Source organism: Achromobacter dolens, assembly GCF_902859745.1.
In the GTDB taxonomy this organism is placed as follows: domain Bacteria; phylum Pseudomonadota; class Gammaproteobacteria; order Burkholderiales; family Burkholderiaceae_B; genus Achromobacter; species Achromobacter dolens.
Window position 1 is genome coordinate 49,847 of the sequence record NZ_CADIJW010000009.1, and the last position, 19,440, is coordinate 69,286.

Annotated in this window: 17 protein-coding genes and 1 tRNA gene; 9 read left to right on the plus strand and 9 right to left on the minus strand. The window is 68.2% G+C overall.

Annotated elements, in window-relative coordinates:
* Window positions 1-80: 80 nt before the first annotated feature.
* Entirely contained in the window at window positions 81-341 is a 261-nt protein-coding gene (locus HV783_RS09680; RefSeq protein ID WP_049070880.1) for a hypothetical protein, read from the plus strand.
* 229 nt (window positions 342-570) lie between these two features.
* Here the strand turns inward: HV783_RS09680 and HV783_RS09685 are convergent, their stop codons facing one another.
* The 3 genes from HV783_RS09685 to HV783_RS09695 form a co-directional block, all read right to left on the minus strand.
* Window positions 571-1,728, minus strand: coding sequence for a hypothetical protein (locus HV783_RS09685; RefSeq protein ID WP_175189051.1), 1,158 nt, complete (start codon window positions 1,726-1,728; stop codon window positions 571-573).
* A gap of 95 nt (window positions 1,729-1,823) precedes the next feature.
* Complete coding sequence (locus tag HV783_RS09690; protein WP_116792595.1) at window positions 1,824-2,930, minus strand: helix-turn-helix transcriptional regulator; 1,107 nt, start codon at window positions 2,928-2,930, stop codon at window positions 1,824-1,826.
* Window positions 2,931-3,214: 284 nt separating this feature from the next.
* Window positions 3,215-3,289 (minus strand) — tRNA-Arg (locus tag HV783_RS09695).
* A 230-nt stretch (window positions 3,290-3,519) separates the two neighbouring features.
* Here HV783_RS09695 and HV783_RS09700 point away from each other — a divergent pair.
* Complete coding sequence (locus HV783_RS09700; protein WP_175189052.1) at window positions 3,520-4,428, plus strand: c-type cytochrome; 909 nt, start codon at window positions 3,520-3,522, stop codon at window positions 4,426-4,428.
* A gap of 87 nt (window positions 4,429-4,515) precedes the next feature.
* On the opposite strand, the gene HV783_RS09705 is transcribed toward HV783_RS09700, so the two are convergent.
* The 4 genes from HV783_RS09705 to HV783_RS09720 all read right to left on the minus strand — a co-directional run bounded on the left by HV783_RS09705 (window position 4,516) and on the right by HV783_RS09720 (window position 9,529).
* Window positions 4,516-6,102 carry a 3-hydroxyacyl-CoA dehydrogenase gene (locus HV783_RS09705; protein WP_336236083.1) on the minus strand — a complete coding sequence of 529 codons (1,587 nt, stop codon included), beginning with the start codon at window positions 6,100-6,102 and terminating at the stop codon, window positions 4,516-4,518.
* 12 nt (window positions 6,103-6,114) lie between these two features.
* The gene (locus HV783_RS09710; RefSeq protein WP_175189054.1) at window positions 6,115-7,344 is read right to left on the minus strand and encodes a CaiB/BaiF CoA transferase family protein; all 1,230 of its coding nucleotides are present in this window, start codon (window positions 7,342-7,344) and stop codon (window positions 6,115-6,117) included.
* A 376-nt stretch (window positions 7,345-7,720) separates the two neighbouring features.
* Window positions 7,721-8,869 (minus strand): acyl-CoA dehydrogenase family protein, encoded by a 1,149-nt coding sequence (locus HV783_RS09715; RefSeq protein WP_006386797.1) that lies wholly within the window; start codon window positions 8,867-8,869, stop codon window positions 7,721-7,723.
* A gap of 36 nt (window positions 8,870-8,905) precedes the next feature.
* Window positions 8,906-9,529, minus strand: coding sequence for a TetR/AcrR family transcriptional regulator (locus HV783_RS09720; protein ID WP_020925435.1), 624 nt, complete (start codon window positions 9,527-9,529; stop codon window positions 8,906-8,908).
* A 199-nt stretch (window positions 9,530-9,728) separates the two neighbouring features.
* Here HV783_RS09720 and HV783_RS09725 point away from each other — a divergent pair, with 199 nt between their 5' ends.
* Window positions 9,729-10,700 (plus strand): NAD(P)H-dependent flavin oxidoreductase, encoded by a 972-nt coding sequence (locus HV783_RS09725; protein WP_054503596.1) that lies wholly within the window; start codon window positions 9,729-9,731, stop codon window positions 10,698-10,700.
* Window positions 10,697-11,437: an enoyl-CoA hydratase-related protein gene (locus HV783_RS09730; RefSeq protein WP_116793231.1), complete on the plus strand. Its 741-nt coding sequence runs from the start codon at window positions 10,697-10,699 to the stop codon at window positions 11,435-11,437. Before HV783_RS09725 ends, HV783_RS09730 begins: the two co-directional genes overlap by 4 nt.
* 115 nt (window positions 11,438-11,552) lie before the next feature.
* Here HV783_RS09730 and HV783_RS09735 read toward each other — a convergent pair whose 3' ends face one another.
* The gene (locus tag HV783_RS09735) at window positions 11,553-12,386 is read right to left on the minus strand and encodes an enoyl-CoA hydratase/isomerase family protein (protein WP_006392559.1); all 834 of its coding nucleotides are present in this window, start codon (window positions 12,384-12,386) and stop codon (window positions 11,553-11,555) included.
* A 100-nt stretch (window positions 12,387-12,486) separates the two neighbouring features.
* Here HV783_RS09735 and HV783_RS09740 point away from each other — a divergent pair, with 100 nt between their 5' ends.
* The 3 genes from HV783_RS09740 to HV783_RS09750 all read left to right on the plus strand — a co-directional run bounded on the left by HV783_RS09740 (window position 12,487) and on the right by HV783_RS09750 (window position 15,807).
* Window positions 12,487-13,356 (plus strand): NAD(P)H-hydrate dehydratase, encoded by an 870-nt coding sequence (locus tag HV783_RS09740; protein ID WP_175189055.1) that lies wholly within the window; start codon window positions 12,487-12,489, stop codon window positions 13,354-13,356.
* A gap of 121 nt (window positions 13,357-13,477) precedes the next feature.
* Window positions 13,478-13,711, plus strand: coding sequence for a hypothetical protein (locus HV783_RS09745; RefSeq protein ID WP_049070864.1), 234 nt, complete (start codon window positions 13,478-13,480; stop codon window positions 13,709-13,711).
* A 482-nt stretch (window positions 13,712-14,193) separates the two neighbouring features.
* A complete protein-coding gene (locus HV783_RS09750; RefSeq protein WP_116793233.1) occupies window positions 14,194-15,807 on the plus strand; it encodes an ABC transporter substrate-binding protein in 1,614 nt (537 codons plus the stop codon).
* Between the two features lie 88 nt (window positions 15,808-15,895).
* On the opposite strand, the gene HV783_RS09755 is transcribed toward HV783_RS09750, so the two are convergent.
* Window positions 15,896-16,810 carry a LysR family transcriptional regulator gene (locus HV783_RS09755; RefSeq protein WP_049070861.1) on the minus strand — a complete coding sequence of 305 codons (915 nt, stop codon included), beginning with the start codon at window positions 16,808-16,810 and terminating at the stop codon, window positions 15,896-15,898.
* 164 nt (window positions 16,811-16,974) lie between these two features.
* Here HV783_RS09755 and HV783_RS09760 point away from each other — a divergent pair, with 164 nt between their 5' ends.
* Window positions 16,975-18,411: a M20 family metallopeptidase gene (locus HV783_RS09760; protein WP_175189056.1), complete on the plus strand. Its 1,437-nt coding sequence runs from the start codon at window positions 16,975-16,977 to the stop codon at window positions 18,409-18,411.
* Window positions 18,412-18,464: 53 nt separating this feature from the next.
* Window positions 18,465-19,436: a M14 family metallopeptidase gene (locus tag HV783_RS09765; protein ID WP_116793235.1), complete on the plus strand. Its 972-nt coding sequence runs from the start codon at window positions 18,465-18,467 to the stop codon at window positions 19,434-19,436.
* The last annotated feature ends 4 nt before the right edge of the window (window positions 19,437-19,440 follow it).

The following is a 19,440-nucleotide window of genomic DNA, read 5'->3' on the forward strand; positions in this document are numbered from 1 at the left end:
GCGACGAAAAACACTGTACAAAAACACAGTGCAACATGCTACATTTCGCTCGCCCGCACAACGTCGTCCAGGAGACTCCTGTGTCCGAAGCCGCTCAAATCGCCCAGACCCACGTCGTCCAATACATCGTCGTCCCTTACCGCGCCGCCGCCAATGGTGTCGCCCCCGGGGAAATCCGCCCCGCCAGCAGCGAGTTCGGCGCCATCCGCATCGCCAACTCCATGGCCGGCAAGTTCGCCGGCGTCGCCGCCTACGAGGTCATGATCGACAAGGAAACCGGCGACATGGAATCGCCGCGCATCCTGGCGCAGATCGGCACGGTGCCGTCGCTGGACGACTGACCCTCGACCGCAAAGCACTTGAAGTCCTTGGCCACGACGTTGGAGTTGTTGAGCGACTGGCCGTTGGACATGCCGACCTTCGATTCCTTGTAGCCGTCGTCCTTGTAGCCGTCGTTATCCTTGATGCGTTGGAAACCAACGCCAGTACCGATCTGTCGTGCAACAACTACACGCGACGTTATCTGCGTCGAGCGTCCCCGCCCGTCACATCCTTGCGGCAAGACAGCAATTACCTGCCACGGGATGCAAAGCGCCAGCAGGCGGTCTGCGCCTTGCTGCCCGCGGAGATCTGGCTCGAATCGAACGATTCGATCAACGGCTGCCCATCGATGCAGGCCACGATGAACGTGGACTGCGTCGCGTAGCGGTACGCCAGCCGATGCGTGGCGCCCGGCTCAAGGCCGAGGCCTTGCGTGACGTATGTGCGCTTCGTGCGCGAGAACTCGCTGCCGCGCGATTGGCAGACCGTGCCATCGCGCTGCCCATTGGCGGCATAGACGTTGCAATAGCCGACCGCCACAGGCACCTTGCAGATATTGGTGTAGGTGATGTAACCATCGGATGTCTGCCCGCGCTTCAGGCAATCACTGCGATTGGGACCGTATGCGAGCGCCTGGGTGCCTTGACCTGACTTGGCCGCGCTTGCGTCCGCGCCCTGCGTTGGGGTCCTGCGGTCGGCCTGGCGCGCCGACGACCTGCTCAACTGCGCCACCTTCTGCGCCCAGGCCGTTTTCAGACAGCCCACCATGGGCGCCTCCGCTCCCTGCCGGCCAGCCTGCAGCGCCTCATACTTGCGCAGCGCCTCCTGCGCCTCGGCCAGCGTCGCGCCATTCAATTGCTTGTTGTGCCGAGTTATCGCGCTCGCAGCGCCCGCGGCATTATTCGGTCCATAGATTTGCCGTATCTCCGCCTCGCAGACGGGTTTTGCAGGGGAGGCCGGCGGCGGATTGCCGGACGCTGCCCGCGGCGACTTCGGCGCCCACTGGACGATCTGCGGCGGAAAACCGTTTTTCCTCAGATTGCCAAGGCGATACTCATATTCCGTGCGCAATGCATTGTCGTCCTTGTCCTCGCCCAGGCCCGCGATGGCGCAGTGATAGTAATGGGGGCTGCCGTAGCGTTCGCCGTTATCCTCGCGGTACTTGCCTATGCCCTTGAGATAATCGATCCATTGGACCCTGAGCGCTTTCCATGTTGCCTCATCGGCCCTTTCAACCTGGAATATCTCCGTTCGATAGAACTGGTCGGCGCCGATGCCCTCGCCAACGCGTGACAACAGGATCCCTGCCTCGCAATAGGCGGACGCGGCCACGGCGGCGTGCGCGGCCAGCATTCCGAACAGGAAGAAAAGCGGACGAACCACAATACGGAAGGAAAGCGCGCGCATAAAGCCCTCCAAGCGCAGTAAGCGGATTGGGACGATATTCCCAATCCGGCCGCCCCCGCATCTCCAGGATTGGGGATACGGCGGGGCTACCATCCCTACGCCTGCAACACCAATGCGCTCAACTGCGCGGCCCGTCTGATTCCCGTTTTGGCATAGATGGCTTTCAGTTGGAATCGCACGGTTCCCAGCGATACGCCGCGCACCTCGGCACACTCCCGCGGCGACAAGCCATCGCAGCAAAGCAGCATCGCCAGTTCGGCCTCGGCCCGGGTCAATCCATGGAACAAGCGCAGGCGCTCCGTCTTGGCCTTTGGCGCGGCCAAGGCCACGCCGCTCATCAGCGTCAGGCGGCCTTGCGCCGCCCGTGCAAGGCGCGACCGCTCGGGAACCGGCGTCAACGCCAGCGGCAACGGCGCACCGGAGCGCTTGCGCAACTGGATGCCGCCGGCCGCGCAGGCGGCTCGCCACTCGGCCTCGCTGGCGCCATGCGCGCTCACGAAGCGGCCGTCAACGAAACGCAGCGCGGGTTCGCTCGCCATCAGCGCCTCGGCTGCCCGATTCGCGCGGATCAGCCGACGTTGTTCGTCCAGGATGAAAAGCGGCGTATCGATCCCGTCGAGCATGGATTCGGCGATGGCGAGCCGGGCTTCCAGAACCCCGACACGCGCCTGCAAGCGCAGGGCCCGGCTGACGTGCGGATAGAGGATATTGACGGCGTCGCGCTGGCCGTCGGACAAGCCGCGCGAATCCGCGGCGCCGCTCAGGCTCAGATAGGCGCTATCGAACGCGCCCCGGTGCAGGAATAACCCCGACAGGCTGCCCAGGCCGTGCGGCCGCAGGAAATCCTGGTAATAAGGATGGGACAGGCGCTCACGTTGTGAAAAGGCCCGCGTGTCCTCGAACCAGCGTCCGGCCTGCCAGGTGGACGCCACCGGCACGACCGGGTCGTCCTTGAAGAATGCAGCGTCATAGGCTTGCTGGAAGGTGGCCGTCCAGGCCTCATCGTCTCCGGCCGCGACGTTGACCGAAGGCCGCAACGAGGAGGAATCCAGCGCCATCAGTACCACCAGACGCCGGTCCACCAGTTGCCGGATCCGCTGCAACGGCACGTCCCAGCCGTGCCCGCCCAGTCCCGCTGCGTAAATGTCTTCGATCACGGCATCCAATGCCGCGCTGCGGATGCTCTCTGCTCTGGAATCCATGCTTGCGACGTTTCGCCTCGTGTGGATGAAGCAGGCGACCGCGGACAATGCGGCGGAGCCGGTGGTGCGGGCAGGATAAGGAACGCGCTGGCGCCGCGTCAATCGGGAAAGACCGGGCAACGAGACGCCCGCATGGCAGGAAAGCGGGACGCGGCCAGGCGATGGCGTGGATACGAGGAAAGAGGGGAGTTCGGCGCCGGCCAGTCAGCATGATGGCGCTGGCATTTTCTGGCGGCCCGCCGACGCGGCATGGGCGTGGGCGCAAAGCGCCGCAACGTTGCTGATGGCGCGCCCGACAGGAATCGAACCTGTATCAAGAGCTTCGGAAACTCTCATTCTATCCATTGAACTACGGGCGCAGCGCAAGGAGGCGGTATTGTACCTAGTTTTGCGCAATCTGCATGAAGTGGATCGATTCGCCGGGCAAACTGCGTGAAAACCCCGTCCGTCCGTTGGACGCGCGTCCCTGACACCGTTATATAATCCAGCGTTTGCTTGCAAGGCGGTCTGCTTTTTGCCGCCCTTTGTGCAGTACTGATTTTCTGTTGCCGCCGCCAGGCGCCCCGGTACCCGTTAGCAGGATTTGGTCATGAGCAACGAGCAGGAACACATAGAAGAGCACTCCTCCCCCATCAAGACCCCGAAGCAACTGATCGTCACGGTCATACTGGCCTTCGTGGTGCCTATCGCCATCATCATCCTACTGGTGAACATGGTCGCCTCGGGCGCCAAGGTCGGCGCCGGCTCCGATACCCTGTCCACGGAAGCCGTCACGAAACGCATCGCCCCCGTCGCGGGATTCGAACTGGTCGACGCCAACGCGCCCAAGGTCTTCAAGACTGGCGAACAGGTCTTCCAGGCCGTCTGTACGGCCTGTCATACCGCCGGCGTGGCGGGCGCGCCCAAGGTCGGTGACAACGCCGCTTGGGCCCCCTTCATCAAGTCCGGCTTCGACGCGATGATGAACGTCGCCCTGCATGGCAAGGGCGGCATGCCCGCCAAGGGCGGCAACCCGACTCTGTCCGATTTCGAGGTTGCGCGCGCCGTGGTGTACATGGCCAACAAATCCGGCGGCTCGCTGCCGGAGCCGGCCGCCCCCGCTGAAGAAGGCGCCAAGAAGGAAGCCGACGCCGCGCCGGCCGCGCCCGCGGCTGCCGCACCGGCTGCCGCGGCTCCTGCTGCTGCCGCGCCCGCTGCCGCTGCGCCGGCTCCCGCCCCCGCCGCCGCGCCCGCGCCGCAACAGGCCGCCGCGGTCAACCCCGCTGGCGAGAAGCTCTACAAGAGCGTCTGTTTCGCCTGCCACGCCACCGGCGTGGCCAACGCTCCCAAGTTCGGCGACAAGGCCGCCTGGGAGCCGTACATCAAGACCGGCATGGACGCCATGGTCAAGGTCGCGATGCAGGGCAAGCCGCCGATGCCGCCCAAGGGCGGCGCGGCCAACGCCTCGGAAGACGACATCCGCGCGGCCGTGCAATACATGGTGGACGCGGCCAAGTAAGCCGCACATAACCCGGACGCGACGCCGCGCCAGTCGAAAAAAAGCCCCTCGATGCATTCGAGGGGCTTTTTGTTTCGGGTCGCGCCGTCAGTCGGCGGCCGAGGTCTTGAGCAGCGACATGCCCAACTGCACGCGGCGTTGCAGCCACAGGCTGGGACGATAGCGCGGATCGCCGGTGACGCGCTGGATGTTCTTCAGGATCTCCAGGATGCGCTCCGCGCCCAGCGCGTCGCCCAGGGCCAACGGCCCCACCGGATAACCCAGCCCCAGCGTTACGGCGCGGTCGATGTCCTCAGGGGTGGCGATCTGCTGTTGCGCGATATCGGCGGCGATGTTGACGATCATGGCCACGATGCGCTGCGCGACGAAGCCCGGAGAATCCTCGACCACCGACACCGGCACGCCGTCGCCGGCCAGCACCGCGTGCGCGGCATCGCGCCATTTGGCGTCGGTTCCCGGCGACACCATCAGGGTGCGGCGCTTGGCCTTGTCGAACGCGTGCAGCGTATCGAGGCCGACGCAGCGCGCAGGATCCAGCCCTTGCGCCGACACCGTGGTGGATACGTCTTCACCGAACGGCGTGACGATGATGAGCGCATCGGCCGCCGGCGTGGAGCCGGACACCAGCGGCGCGCCCAGCTTTTCCAGCAGCGCGGTGGCGCGTGCGTAGCCTTCCGGATGGCGCGGACTGACCCAGACCTTCAGGCCCTGCGGCAGCGCTGGCACGGGCGGCTCGGCCGGCACCTGCTTCTGTCCATCCACATACTTGTAGAAGCCCTCGCCGGCCTTGCGGCCGATCAGGCCGCCGGCCAGGCGCACGGTGGTGATGGGCGACGGACGGAAGCGCGGTTCGTCGAAGAACTGGCGGTAGATGGATTCCATCACCGGATGCGAGACGTCCAGCGCGGTCAGGTCCAGCAGCTCGAACGGGCCCATGCGGAAACCGGCCTGCTCGCGCATGATGGCATCCACCTGCGCGAAGCTCGCCACCGATTCCTGCGCCACGCGCAGGCCTTCGGTGTTCATGCCGCGACCGGCGTGGTTGACGATGAAGCCGGGCATGTCCTTGGCGCGCACCGGCGTGTGGCCCATGCGGCGCGCCAGTTCGGCCAGCGCGTCGCCGGTCTCGGGCGCGCTGCGCAGGCCGTCGATGACCTCGACCACCTTCATCAGCGCCACCGGGTTGAAGAAGTGATAGCCCGCGACGCGCCGCGGCAGCTTGCAAGCCGCGGCGATGGCGGTGATCGACAGCGACGAGGTGTTCGAGGCCAGGATGCAGTCGTCGGCCACCACGCCCTCCAGGGCGGCGAACAGGTCGCGCTTGACGTCCAGGCGCTCGACAATGGCTTCGACCACCAACTGGCATTGCGACATGTCGGTCAGCGCCGTGGCGGACTCGACGCGCGCCAGCGCGGCCTGCGCGTCGGCGGCGGTCAGCTTGCCCTTCTCGGCCAGCTTGTCCCAGGTCTGGCGCAGCGACTCGCGCGCGGCGGCCACGGCGTCGGCGCTGGTGTCGTACAGGCGCACGCGCAGGCCGGCCTGCGCCGCGATCTGGGCGATGCCCCGCCCCATGGCCCCGGCGCCCACGACGCCGATGGTTTGAATCTCCGTCATCAACTTCTCCTGCCTGTCATTGGAATGGTGTGTGCGCCGCGCCCAGCGCGGCGACGGGATGGCGCGGGCGGATCAGGACGAGCTTTGCGCCAGCGCCTGGATTTCCGCGGCCGACAGCCCGAGCTTTTCGGCCAGCACCTGCGCGGTGTGTTCACCCAGCATGGGCGGCGCGCGGCGGTATTCGACCGGGCTGCCCGAGAACTTCAGCGGACTGGCGGCCATGGGCACGGTGCCCGCGGTCGGATGCGGCAATTCGCGCTTCATGCCGCGCGCCAGCACCTGCGGGTCTTCGTAGACCTGGTCGAGCGTATTGATCGGGCCGGCCGGCACGCCCACGGCCTCGAGCGAGGCGAGCCAGTGATCGCGCGCGCCGGTGGCCATGCGTTCGGCCAGCAGCGGCACCAGCGCCTCGCGGTTCTTGACGCGCTGCGGGTTGGTGGAAAAACGCGGATCGGCCGACAGCTCGGGCAGGCCGATGGCGCCGCAGTAGTTGCGGAACTGGCTGTCGTTGCCCACGGCGACGATCAGGTGACCGTCGCTGGCGGCGAATACCTGGTACGGCACCAGGTTCTGGTGCGCGTTGCCGGCCCGGCGCGGCGCGTTGCCGGAGGTCATGAAGTTCAGGTTCTGGTTCGCCAGCATGGCGACCTGGCAATCCAGCAGCGCCATGTCGATGTGCTGGCCCAGGCCGCTGACCGAGCGCTCGTGCAGCGCGGCCAGGATGCCGACGGTGGAGTACATGCCGGTCATCAGGTCGGCCACGGCCACGCCCGCCTTCTGCGGACCGCCGCCGGGCAGGTCGTCGCGCTCGCCGGTGATGCTCATCAGGCCGCCCATGCCCTGGATCATGAAGTCATAACCCGGGCGGCTGGCGTACGGACCGGTCTGGCCGAAGCCGGTGATCGAGCAGTAGATCAGGCGCGGGTTCACTTCCTTGAGGCTGGCGTAGTCCAGGCCGTACTTGGCCAGGCCGCCGACCTTGAAGTTCTCGACCAGGATGTCGCTCTGCAGGGCCAGTTCGCGCACCAGCTCGGCGCCGCGCGGCGAGGCGATGTCGAGGGCGACGGAGAACTTGTTGCGGTTGGCAGAGAGGTAGTAGGCGGCTTCGGTGGTGTCGTTGCCGGCCGCGTCCTTCAGGTACGGAGGGCCCCAGGCGCGGGTGTCGTCACCGGCGCCGGGGCGCTCGATCTTGATGACTTCGGCGCCGAGGTCGGCCAGGTTCTGGGTGCACCAGGGGCCGGCGAGAACGCGGGTCAGGTCCAGGACGCGGATGCCTGTCAGGGGAGCGGGACGTTGCGACATCTTTTATCTTTTCGCCAAAGAGTATTAGGTCAGTGGGGATATTAGCCGGTGGGGGCTTGGGTGTGTTGGGGTGGTCGTTTTGGGGGGACGCGGGTGGGTTCTTTAGACGCCCTTTGCGGTGTGGCGTGGGGAATGGGGGGCTACGATTGCGGTCCGGAGCGTTCGCTCCGGACTGCCCCTTACTCATCCTCGTCCTCGCCTGCGGCGACTCCTTCGGATTCCGTCGGGCGCATCTACACGCCCCCCATTCCCCACGCCACACCGCAAAGGGCTGCATTTAGGGCTCATGACGGGCGCTGGGACGGACGGTGTGCTTGGCATTCTGGTGACGACCATCGGGCGTGGCCGGTGGATGCCCGCCACGCCTTCTCCCTGCTTAACTGTTGGCCTTGATGACCTCGCGGGCGATGACCAGTTGCTGGATTTGCGAGGTGCCTTCGAAGATGCGGAAGAGGCGCACGTCGCGGTAGAAGCGTTCGACGGCGTATTCGGACATGTAGCCGGCGCCGCCGTGGATCTGGACGGCGCGGTCGGCGACGCGGCCGACCATTTCGGTGGCGTAGAGTTTGCAGCAGGCGGCCTGCATGGTGGTGTTCTCGCCGCGATCGCGCAGGCGGGCGGCGTCCAGGACCATGCAGCGGGCGGCGTAGAGTTCGGCCTGGCTGTCGGCGATCATGGCCTGGATCAACTGGAACTCGGCGATGGGCTGGCCGAACTGCTTGCGTTCGGTGGCGTATTTGACAGCGTCGCGCAGCAGGCGGTCGGCGATGCCGACGCACAGGGCCGAGATGTGCAGGCGGCCCTTGTCCAGCACGCGCATCGAGGTGCGGAAACCGTTGCCTTCCTCGCCGCCCAGCAGGGCCGAGGCGGGGACGCGGCAGTTGTCGAAGACCACGTCGCTGGTGAGCGCGCCGGCCTGGCCCATTTTCTTGTCGGGCTTGCCGATGATGAGGCCAGGCGTGCCGGCTTCGACCAGGAAGCACGAAATGGAATTGGCGCGGCGTTCGGGCGCGGTGCGCGCCATCACCGAGAACAGGCCGGCGATGGGCGCGTTGGTGATGTAGCGCTTGGTGCCGTTGAGCACGTAGTGGTCGCCGTCGCGTTCGGCCGACAGCCGCAGCGCCATGGCGTCGGAGCCGGCGTCGGGTTCGGTCAGCGCGAACGAACCGATCAGTTCGCCACTGGCCAGGCGCGGCAGATAGCGGGCGCGCTGTTCGTCGGTGCCTGCCAGCACGATGGCCTGCGAGCCGATGCCGATGTTGGTGCCGGCCAGCGAACGGAACGCGGGCGAGGTCTGGCCCAGTTCGAACACCACCTTCACTTCTTCTTCCATCGTCAGGCCCAGGCCGCCGTGGTCGGGCGAGATCGACAGGCCGAACAGGCCCAGCTCGCGCATTTCGGCGACGATGTCCGGCGGCACCTGGCCGCTGGCGGCCAGTTCATCCTCGGCGGGAATCAGGCGTTCGTGCACGAAGCGGCGCACGGCGTCCAGCAACAGGGTCAGGGTTTCGGTATCCAGGGCCATGATCTGAGTCTCTCGGGAGTGCGGGGCGGCCGGCGCTCAGGGGCGCATGCCGCCAACCAGTAAATCGAAATAGCCGGCGGCGATGGTCTCGGCGCTGTCGCCCTGGCCTGGCTTGTACCAGCGCACCATCCAGTTCAGCATCGACAGCACGGCGCGGCCGGTGGCGGGCACGTCCAGCGGCCGGAACGCGCCTTCGGCCACGCCCTGCGCGATCAGGTCGCGCAGGCGCTTCTCGTAGCCGTCGCGCAGCCGGGCGGCGTCCTCGCGCTCGGGCAGCGCCATGCCGGAATAGCCGATCAGCATGGTGACGAACTCGGCGTGGTGCTGCTCGAAGTAGCGGGCGTGGCCGACCATGAAGGCGCGCAGGCGGGCGGCGCCGCCCTCGGCGCGCGCCACGTCCTGGCCGACGCTCTGGTTCAGGCCATTGAGCACCGCCAGGATGATGGCGTCGTAGATGTCCTGCTTGGTGGTGAAGTAGTGATAGATGGCGGCCTTGGACACGCCAATGGCGGCGGCCAGGTCCGACACCGAACTGCCATCGTAGCCGCTGCGCGCGAACAGCTTGGCGGCTTCGGCCAGGATGCGTTCGCGCGGCGCCGCCAGCGTTGGCGGGCGGCCGGCGCGGGCGCGTTTGGTGGCGGGGGCTGCGGAAGTCGCCATGAGGGAACCTGGTGAGGCGGCGTCGAGGCAGGCAATGCCGGACCGCGGGCGGTTCCGTTCCATTGACAGCGGTTCGGCGCTTGCCGTTAAATAAAGATTAATTAATTACCGGACGGTCGGTAGGTAATTGTAGACACATCCCTTTCCGCCACGCAAGCGCGGCTTGGGCGCTCAACCCGAAACCACACGTGACGCCGTTATGCCCCACTCCCTCGTGACAGATCTGTATGGCCAGATGTCCCTGCCGGTCATCAGCGCCCCCATGTTCATCGTGTCCAACCCGAAGCTGGTCGTCGCGCAATGCACGAGCGGCATCGTCGGTTCGTTTCCGGCGCTGAACGCGCGTCCGCAGAGCCTGCTGACCGACTGGCTGGACGAGATCCAGGCAGGGCTGGCCTCGTACCGCGAGGCCAATCCGGGCGCCGCGGTCGCGCCCTACGCCGTCAACCAGATCATCCACCAGTCCAACGACCGGCTCGAACAGGACCTGGCGGTGTGCGCCAGCCACCGCGTGCCGCTGATCATCACCAGCCTGCGCGCGCCCGGCGACCTGGTCAAAGGCATCCACGACTGGGGTGGCAAGGTGTTCCACGACGTCACCACCATCCGCCACGCCGAAAAGGCGCTGGAAGCGGGCGTAGACGGGCTGATCCTGGTGTGCGCGGGCGCGGGCGGCCATGCCGGCACGCTCAGCCCGTTCGCGCTGGTGTCCGAAGTGCGCCGCTTCTATGACGGCCCGCTGATCCTGTCGGGCGCCATCACCTCCGGCGCCCAGGTGCTGGCCGCGCTCGCCATGGGCGTGGACTTCGCCTACATGGGCACGCGCTTCATCGCCAGCGAGGAAGCCAACGCCAGCGAGGGCTACAAGTCCGCCATCGTCGAGGCCAGCGCGGCCGACATCCTCTACACCCCGTTCTTCACCGGCATCCCCGGCAACTACCTGAAGGCCAGCATCAGCGCCGCCGGCCTCGATCCGGCCAACCTGCCGCAGCCGGACAGCGGCGCCTCCAATTTCGGCTCCAGCCGCGTCAAGCCGTGGAAGGACATCTGGGGCGCGGGCCAGGGCGTGGGCAACATCGGCAGCGTGCAGCCGACCCGCCAGATCGTCGAGACACTACGCCGCGAGTACGCCGAGGCCAAGACGCAACTGGCCGCCAGGACCTTCGCATGAGCGCCGGACTGCGGGTCACGCGCGACGGCGCGGTGCTGACGCTGGTGATCGACCGCCAGGATCGCCGCAATGCGCTCGACACGGCCACCTACGCCGCGCTGACCGAACAGCTCGCGCTGGCCAGCGCCGACACCGGCGTGTCGGCGGTGATCCTGGCCGGGGCCGGCGAACACTTCACCGCCGGCAACGACCTGCGTGACTTCCAGGCCGAGCGCGGCGCCGGCGACAGCGCCGGGCTGACCTTCCTGCGCGCTTTGACGCAGGCCGACGTGCCGGTCATCGCCGCCGTCGAGGGCTACGCCATCGGCATCGGCGTGACGCTGCTGCAGCATTGCGACTTCGTCTACATCGGCGAGGGCGCCACGCTGCGCATGCCGTTCGTGGCGCTGGGCCTGTGCCCCGAGGGCGCGTCCAGCCTGCTGATGCCGCGCCTGGCCGGCGCCCGCCGGGCCGCCGAATGGCTGTTGCAGGGCAAGGCATTCTCGGCGCGGGAAGCGTGCGAGGCCGGCCTGGCCACCGCGGTCACCGCCAAGGGCGGCGCCCTGGCGGCCGCGCAGGCCACCGCCGCCAGCCTGGCGAAACAACCGCCGACCGCGCTGCGGCTGACCAAGGCCATGCTCAAGCGCCCGGACCGGCAGGCGATCCAGGACACGCTCGATTACGAGGCGCAGCAGTTCCGCGCCCGTTTGCAAACGGAAGAGGCGCAGGCCGCCTTCGCGGCGTTCTTCAAGAAGTGAATCCGGCACGGCCGGGCGCCTTGCGCGCCCGCGCCGCCGTATGCGACGCCTGGGCCGGCTCGCTTGGCCAGATCCCGCCCGGCGCGGGGCCGGACGCGGCCGGCAACCGCCCTTGTCAGAACGGCGAGTCGGGCCTGAAGTTCGGCGCCCGCCGCTCGCGCAGCGACTGCACGCCTTCGCGCACGTCCGGGCCGCCAAACCCCATGAATTCCAGCGCCAGCGACGTATCGAAGGTCGGGCCGGCCATGCGCAGCCAGTTGTTCAGCGAATACTTGGTCCAGCGGATCGCGGTCTGCGAGCCGGCCGCCAGGCGGTTGGCGACCTCGAAGGCGCGGCCGATCAACTCGGCCTCGTCCACGCACAGCGACACCAAACCGATGCGCTCGGCCTCTTCGCCGCTCACGGTTTCGCACAGCATCAGGTAGTACTTGGCGCGCGCCATGCCGCACAGCAGCGGCCAGACGATGGCGGCATGGTCGCCGGCGGTGACGCCCAGGCGGGTGTGGCCGTCGATGATGCGGGCGTCGCGCGCGGCGATCGAGATGTCGGCCAGCAGGCCGGCCACCAGCCCCGCGCCCACGGCGGCGCCGTGCATCGCCGAGACGATCGGCTTGCTGCAATTGATGATGTTGTAGACCAGGTCGCGCGCCTCGCGCCAGACGCGGGTGCGCACGTCGAAGTCGTCCGCCATCTGCTGCACCAGGTCCAGGTCGCCGCCGCCCGAGAAACCCTTGCCCTCGCCGCGGATCACCACCACGCGGGTATCGGGGTCGGTGTCGATATCGCGCCAGATGTCGGCCAGCTCGCGGTGCATGCGGTCGTCGGCGGTGGACAGCTTGCCCGGCTTGCCGTCCTTGGACCCCATGATCAGCTCCAGCACGCCATTGGGATGGCGGCGCAGCTTGAGGGACTCGTAGGCGGAATAGTGTTCCAGCGTGATATCGGTCATCGTCGTCTCCGGTGGCGCGGGCGGAAGGCCGCGCGTTTTGGGGCACTATAGTGGATAGCCCCATCCCAGGCGCCCGCCGCCGATCCCGGAGCCTCAGCCCATGAACACCCCCGCCCCCTCCTTTGCCGGCGAGATCCGCCGCGACGACCTGCCGGCGTTGTTCGCCGTGCGCGACCCGGACACCCATAAAGGCAGTTTCGGCACCGTCGGCGTGGTGGGCGGCGGGCGTGGCATGGAAGGCGCGGCGCTGCTGGCCGCGCGCGCCGCACTCAAGACAGGCGCCGGCAAGGTGCTGGTGGGCTTCGCCCAGGACGCGGCGCCGCTGCCCTGCGATCCGCTGCAACCCGAACTGATGCTGCGCGACGCGCGCTCGCTGTTCGACACGGACTGGGGCGTGACCGCCTGGGTTGCCGGGTGCGGCATCGGCGCCGGCCCGGGCGCGGCCAACGCCCTGTCCGAGCTGTTCGTGTTGCGCCATGGCGCGCCGCTGGTGCTGGACGCCGACGGCCTGAACCTGCTGGCCAACGGCGGCATCCAGCCCAACTGGGGCGACGGCCCGGTGGTGCTGACCCCGCACCCGGCCGAGGCCGGCCGGCTGCTCGGTCTGGACACCCCCGGCATCCAGGCCGACCGCCCCGCCGCCGCCCAGGCGCTGGCGCGGCGCTTCGGCGCCTGGGCGGTCCTGAAGGGCGCGGGCACCGTGGTCTGCGCGCCGGACGGCACCTGGTGGCGCAATACCAGCGGCAACCCCGGCCTGGCCACGGCCGGAACGGGGGACGTATTGGCCGGCATCCTGGGCTCGCTGCTGGCCCAGCGCCTGCCGCTGGCGCAAGCCGTGGCCGGCGCGGTCTGGCTGCACGGCGCGGCGGCCGACGCCCTGGTGGCCCGGGGCATCGGGCCGATCGGGCTGACCGCGGGCGAACTGGCGGACGCCGCCCGGGGACTGCGCAACGGCGGGCCGACCGCCTAAGTCCCCGGCGGCAAAAACATTTTTACAACATACTAGGGTTTTCCCCTAAAAACGCGTTGCTTTTGATTTAGGGTTATCCCTATAATGGTTTACCCCAAGACGAAACGGACTGGAGAAAACCATGAGCGAACTGACCCTGAACCACACTGCCCGCCTGACCGACGCGCTGGAGCGTGACCTGCTCCGCGGCGCCCTCGAGAACCAACCGAATTCCCACCCGCTGACCAACCTGAAGAAGGCTGGCAAGGCGATCGCCGCCGCCGTTGCTGGCGTGTTCGCCTTCATCGACGAAGTCAACGAGTCGATGAACAAGGCCCGCGCCGCCAGCTCGCGCTTCTCCGGTTCGCAGTGGTAAGACCAGCCGTGCCGGCCTGAGTCGCGACCGATCTCCCGCGATTCAGCCTGGCGCGCTGCCGGTGCAACGCCCGCCGCCCACGCGGCGCCCGCTGCATCGGACCCGGTGCCCGGGTCTTCATTACCGGGCGCCATCGCGCCGCGCCGGCCCCACTTGCGGGGCCCCCGCGACGCCCTCCACGACGCAATACTCGATCGCCCCGGTGCGAAGCCGTCCCGAAGCGGGACTGCCTCGAACTGGGGCGATCGGCATTTTTCGCACGGCTTCGCCCGCTATTCCCCCTCTCGGCGTTTACCCTGACGCCGGCCCGGCGCGCATTGACAGCGCGCGAAGCCCCTATCGATAATCGGCCCCTTGCCGTCGTGCCTGGCGCCAAAAACACCGCAAGCCCCCCAGCCGACGTTGCGTTCCCCCGGTTGGCCCCGCCGCTGTTTCCCCCCCGCCAGCACGATCCGGTTCGTTCCCCATCCGGAGTTGTCACCATGAAGTTGCGCACCACCCTGGCCCTTGTGGCCGCCGCCATTCCCTTGGCCGCTGCCCAGGCCCAGACGCTGAAGATCGGCCTGTCCGCCGAACCCACCTCGGCCGACCCCCACTACCACAAGATGACGCAGAACGACGCGTTCTCCGCGCACGTCTACAGTTCGCTGGTGGGCCGCAGTGCCGACATGAAGCTGGTGCCCGCGCTGGCCACGTCCTGGAAGAACCTGGACGACCTGACCTGGGAATTCAAGCTGCGCGACGACGTCAAGTTCTCCAACGGCAAGCCGTTCACGTCCGAAGACGTGCTGTTCACGATCTGCCGCACGCTGAACAACGAGACCAACGTGTCGCAGTCCTACATGGACACGACCAAGCTGATCACCGACGTGCAGACGCCGGATGCGCACACCGTCATCATCAAGACCGGCGCCCCCTTCCCGCTGATGCCCGCCGAAATGGCGCGCTCGCTGCCGATCATCTGGAACGGCATCGTCGAGCACGGCAAGCTGACGTTCGACCCGAAGAAGGGTTGCGGCGTGACCGGCGCCTGGCCGACGGTGGCCGACTTCAACAACGGCAAGGACGCCATCGGCACCGGCCCGTACACCCTGAAGTCGTACGTCAAGGGCACCGGCATCGAACTGGTGCGCAATGAGAACTACTGGGGTCCGAAGCCCTACTGGAAGGAAGTGAAGTTCGTGCCGGTGCCGGCCGCCGGCCCGCGCCTGACCGGCCTGTTGTCGGGCGACTTCGACATGATCGAGAACCCCGCCGCGCGCGACCTGCAGCGCCTGAAGGACAACCCCAAGTTCGGTTTCGTGGCCACGCCCTCGACCCGCCTGGTGTTCTTCCAGCCCGACGTGGCGCGCAACCCGAGCCCGTTCGTCAAGAGCGCCGACGGCAAGAACCCGCTGCAGGACCTGCGCGTGCGCAAGGCGATTTCGATGGCCATCGACCGCAAGACCATCACCGCCCGCATCATGGACGGCATGGCCACCCCGGCCTACCAGTACATGCCCGACGGCATGTTCGGCGCGCTGCCCAAGGCCCCGGAAATCAAGTACGACCCGGAAGGCGCCAAGAAGCTGCTGGCCGAAGCCGGCTACCCCAACGGCTTCGAGCTGACGCTGTCGTCGACCAACGACCGCTACGTCAATGACGGCCAGGTGGCGCAGGCCGTGGCCCAGTACCTGGCCCGCGTCGGCATCAAGACCAACGTCGACGCCATGACCGCCTCGATCTACTTCCCCAAGCGCGCCAAGCGCGAGTTCAGCTTCTCGATGGGCGGCTGGCCGGCGGAAACGGGCGAAGCCTCGGCGCTGTTCCAACTGTGGGTCGCCTCGCTCGACTCGCCCAAGAGCCTGGGCACCAGCAACTACGGCGGTTTCACCAACGCCGACTTCGACAAGGTCTACAAGCAGGCCATCGTCACCGTCGACGCGCCCAAGCGCGAGAAGCTGCTGCAGGAAGCCACCCAGATCGCGCTGGACAACGTGCCGCTGATTCCGCTGCACTTCGAAAGCAGCATCTGGGCCTTCCGCAAGGGCATCTCCTATGAAGGCCGCCGCGACCAGTTCACGCTGGCCACCTCGGTCAAGCCCGACGCCAAGTAATCCGGCGCGCGCGACATGAAAACGGCTGCCTTCGGGCAGCCGTTTTTCTTTGGATGCGCGTCGCGCCCCCCTGACGGGCGTGACGGTCTCAGGCGCCCGGCCCTTGCGCCAGCAGCACGTCCAGTTCGCGCGACAACAGGTCGATGAAGGCTTCCGTCTTGGGCGGCAATTGGCGCCCCTGCATGACGTGCAGTTGCAAGGTGCGCGACTGCAACTGGGCGTTGGAGATCGGCACCGCCACCAGCTCGTCGCGCTTGAGGCTCCAGGCCACCGAGATGTAGCCGCTGAGCATGATGGCGTCGGAACCGAACACGAAGCCATGCAGCGGCGAGGAATCATTGCAGGTAAAGGTCGGCTCGAGCTGCACCGATTCCAGCAGGCAGCCCATCTCGAACAGATGGCGGGTGGTGGTGCCGGGGCCCGTCAGCGCCAGCGGGTAGCGGCCCAGGTCCTGCAGGCTGACGCTCTTGCGGCCGGCCAGCGGGTGGCCCGCGGCCATGACGGCGTGCACCGGCGCGCGCCGCGAATAGCGCACGCTGACGCCGCTGAGCCGTTCGACGTTGAAGGTCATGCCCAGTTCGACGCTGCCTTCGGCGACGCGGCGCGCAACATCGGCCGGCGTGCCCACGTGCAGGTCGAAGCGCGCCTCGGGCCAGTCGCGGCGAAAGCGCGCCATGGCCGACGGCAGGAAGATGCGCGCCACGCCCTCGACCGCCGCCATGCGGATCTCGTTGCGCGCCATGCCCTTGAGCGCGGCGATCTCCTGCAGCACCGAATCCGATTCCAGCAATGTGCGGCGCGCGTGGGCCAGCAGCAGCCGGCCGGCCTCGCTCAGCACCATGCCGCGCGCGGCGCGCTCGAACAAGGGCGCGCCCGCCTCTTCCTCCAGCTTGGCGATCTGCCGGCTGATGGCCGACACCGCCACGTGCAGGCGTTCGGACGCCCCGCTCAGGCTGCCCGCCTGGGCGACCTCGACAAAGTAACGCAGGGCGATGCCGTGCATGTTTCCCCCTCGCTGGGGCCTGACGCCGATGAAAATAGCTTTGCCTTTTTTGCAAAGCTTCTGATAAATATTCTAATTGTAGAGAAAGCTTCCCTGATCCTAGAATTTGCGCAACGATTCAGCAGGGTGCGCAATGACGCGCCCTGCCAGACAAGGGGAAGTCCGTGCCAGCAGCAGTCACGAGCGCCAGCCGCGCCGCCGCCATCGGCCGCGCGGTCGCGTATGCCGATAGCGGCGCCTTGCAGCGCGACCTGGCGGAGCTGGTCGCGCACCGCACCGAAAGCCAGAACCCGGACCAGCGCGCCGCGCTCCACGACTACCTGCGCACGGCGGTCGCGCCGCGCCTGGAAGCGCTGGGCTGTTCCTGGCGCGTCGAGGACAACCCCGTCGCCGGCGGTCCGCCGTTCCTGCTGGCCGAGCGCATCGAGGACCCGGCCCTGCCCACCGTGCTGATGTACGCCCACGGCGACGTGGTGCGCGGCTATGACGAGCAATGGCGCGCCGGCCTGGCGCCGTGGCGCCTGACGGCCGAGGGCGATCGCTGGTACGGCCGCGGCGCCGCCGACAACAAGGGACAGTACTGCGTCAACATGACGGCGCTGGAACAGGTGCGGGCCGAACGCGGCGGGCGCCTGGGCTTCAACCTGCGCATGCTGGTGGAATGCGGCGAGGAAGTCGGCTCGCCCGGCCTGCACCAGGCCTGCGCCGCGTGGCGCGAGTCGCTGGCGGCGGACGTCTTCATCGCCTCCGACGGGCCGCGGCTGGCGGCCGACCTGCCGACACTGTTCCTGGGCTCGCGCGGCACGCTGCTGTTCGACCTGACGGTGGACCTGCGCGGCCACGCCCACCACTCGGGCAACTGGGGCGGCGTGCTGCCCAATCCCGGCATCATCCTGGCAAACGCGCTGGCCAGCCTGGTGGATGCGCGCGGCCGATTGCTGGTCGACGGCCTGCGTCCGCCGGCGATTCCGCCCGCCGTGCGCCAGGCGCTGGCGGACATCCAGGTCGGCCAGGACGACGACGCACCCGAGATCGACCCGGACTGGGGCGAGCCCGGCCTGTCGCTGGCCGAGCGCCTGTTTGGCTGGAACACGCTGGAAGTGCTGGCCTACAAGACCGGCAATCCCGACAACCCGGTAGGCGCGATTCCGCCGCGCGCCAGCGCCACCTGCAACCTGCGTTTCGTGGTCGGCACCGACTGGCGCCAGGCCGAGGGCATCCTGCGCCGGCACCTGGACGCGCGGGGCCTGCGGCAGGTCCAGGTCCGCGTGCGGCGCGGCACGCCGGCCACCCGGCTGGACCCGGACGATCCGTGGGCGCGCTGGGCCGTGGCCTCGCTGGCCGCCACCACCGGCAAGACGCCCGCGCTGCTGCCGAACCTGGGCGGCACCGTGCCCAACGACGCCTTCTCGGACGTGCTGGGGCTGCCCACCATCTGGGTGCCGCATTCCTATCCCGCCTGTTGCCAGCATGGCCCCGACGAACACCTGCTCGCCTCGGTGGCGCGCGAAGGCGCGGCGGTGATGGCCGGCCTGTTCTGGGACCTGGGCGAACAGGGCGCGGCCGTGGCCGCGCAACGCGAGCGCCTGACCGCCACCTGACCGCCTTCGGGCGTCATCCCTTATACAATCCCCCTCGCTTGATCGGAGTTCCCATGTCCTCGTCCCCTACCGCGTCCCGTCCGCGTCCCTTTTTGCTCGCCTGTCCGGATCTGGCGGCCGAGCGCGTGGGCAACACGGATACCCCCGGCGTCTGGCATTTCGACTCCGGCGCGCCGGGCAAGCGCGTGATGCTCAGCGCCCTGGTCCACGGCAACGAGCTGTGCGGCGCCTGGGCCCTGAAGGACGCGCTGGCCGCCGGCCTGCGCCCGCGCCGTGGTTCGCTGACGCTGGCATTCTGCAACCTGGCCGCGTTCGACCGCTTCGACCCCGCCAACTACGCGCCGGCGCGCTTCGTCGACGAAGACATGAACCGCGTCTGGAGCGACGACAAGCTGGCCCAGCCCATCAGCCAGGAACGCCGCCGCGCCGCCGCCCTGCGTCCGTGGGTGGCGCAGGCCGACTGGCTGCTGGACTTCCACTCGATGAGCAATTCCGACGTGCCGCTGCAACTGACCGGCATGGAACAGCGCAACATCGACCTGGCCCTGTCGCTGGGCAACCCCGCCACGATCATCGCCGACGCCGGCCATGCCGCCGGCGTGCGCATGCGCGACTACGGCCGTTTCGGCGAGGCCGGCGACAACGGCACCCGCTCGCTGCTGATCGAATGCGGCTTCCATGGCGCGCCCGAGGCGCGCGGCGTGGCGGTCGATCAGATGGCGCGCTTCCTGGTGGCGGCCGGCACCGTGGACGAGGCCGACCTGCCCGCCGCCTGGTTCGCCCCCCAGGCCAGCGCGCAGCGCGCGCTGCGCGTGACCCACGCAATCGCCGCCAAGAGCGCCGACTTCCGTTTCGCCGAGCCCTGGAAGGGCCTGGAGACGCTGGCGCGCGCCGGCACCGCCATCGGCTGGTCCGAGGGCGAGGCCGTGACCACGCCGTACGACAACTGCGTCCTGATCATGCCGTCGACCGCCAACCTGCGGGCCGGGGTGACGGTGGTGCGGCTGGCGCAACCGATCGTCTGATGCA

What these genes read in the sequence shown, in the direction of transcription:
- HV783_RS09740 (WP_175189055.1), top strand. Translation starts at nt 12,487, where the DNA reads ATGAACACCCCCGCCCCCTCCTTTGCCGGCGAGATCCGCCGCGACGAC.
- HV783_RS09755 (WP_049070861.1), bottom strand. Translation starts at nt 16,810, where the DNA reads ATGCACGGCATCGCCCTGCGTTACTTTGTCGAGGTCGCCCAGGCGGGC.
- HV783_RS09720 (WP_020925435.1), bottom strand. Translation starts at nt 9,529, where the DNA reads ATGGCGACTTCCGCAGCCCCCGCCACCAAACGCGCCCGCGCCGGCCGC.
- HV783_RS09750 (WP_116793233.1), top strand. Translation starts at nt 14,194, where the DNA reads ATGAAGTTGCGCACCACCCTGGCCCTTGTGGCCGCCGCCATTCCCTTG.
- HV783_RS09710 (WP_175189054.1), bottom strand. Translation starts at nt 7,344, where the DNA reads ATGTCGCAACGTCCCGCTCCCCTGACAGGCATCCGCGTCCTGGACCTG.
- HV783_RS09735 (WP_006392559.1), bottom strand. Translation starts at nt 12,386, where the DNA reads ATGACCGATATCACGCTGGAACACTATTCCGCCTACGAGTCCCTCAAG.
- HV783_RS09690 (WP_116792595.1), bottom strand. Translation starts at nt 2,930, where the DNA reads ATGGATTCCAGAGCAGAGAGCATCCGCAGCGCGGCATTGGATGCCGTG.
- HV783_RS09725 (WP_054503596.1), top strand. Translation starts at nt 9,729, where the DNA reads ATGCCCCACTCCCTCGTGACAGATCTGTATGGCCAGATGTCCCTGCCG.
- HV783_RS09685 (WP_175189051.1), bottom strand. Translation starts at nt 1,728, where the DNA reads ATGCGCGCGCTTTCCTTCCGTATTGTGGTTCGTCCGCTTTTCTTCCTG.
- HV783_RS09700 (WP_175189052.1), top strand. Translation starts at nt 3,520, where the DNA reads ATGAGCAACGAGCAGGAACACATAGAAGAGCACTCCTCCCCCATCAAG.
- HV783_RS09715 (WP_006386797.1), bottom strand. Translation starts at nt 8,869, where the DNA reads ATGGCCCTGGATACCGAAACCCTGACCCTGTTGCTGGACGCCGTGCGC.
- HV783_RS09730 (WP_116793231.1), top strand. Translation starts at nt 10,697, where the DNA reads ATGAGCGCCGGACTGCGGGTCACGCGCGACGGCGCGGTGCTGACGCTG.
- HV783_RS09745 (WP_049070864.1), top strand. Translation starts at nt 13,478, where the DNA reads ATGAGCGAACTGACCCTGAACCACACTGCCCGCCTGACCGACGCGCTG.
- HV783_RS09765 (WP_116793235.1), top strand. Translation starts at nt 18,465, where the DNA reads ATGTCCTCGTCCCCTACCGCGTCCCGTCCGCGTCCCTTTTTGCTCGCC.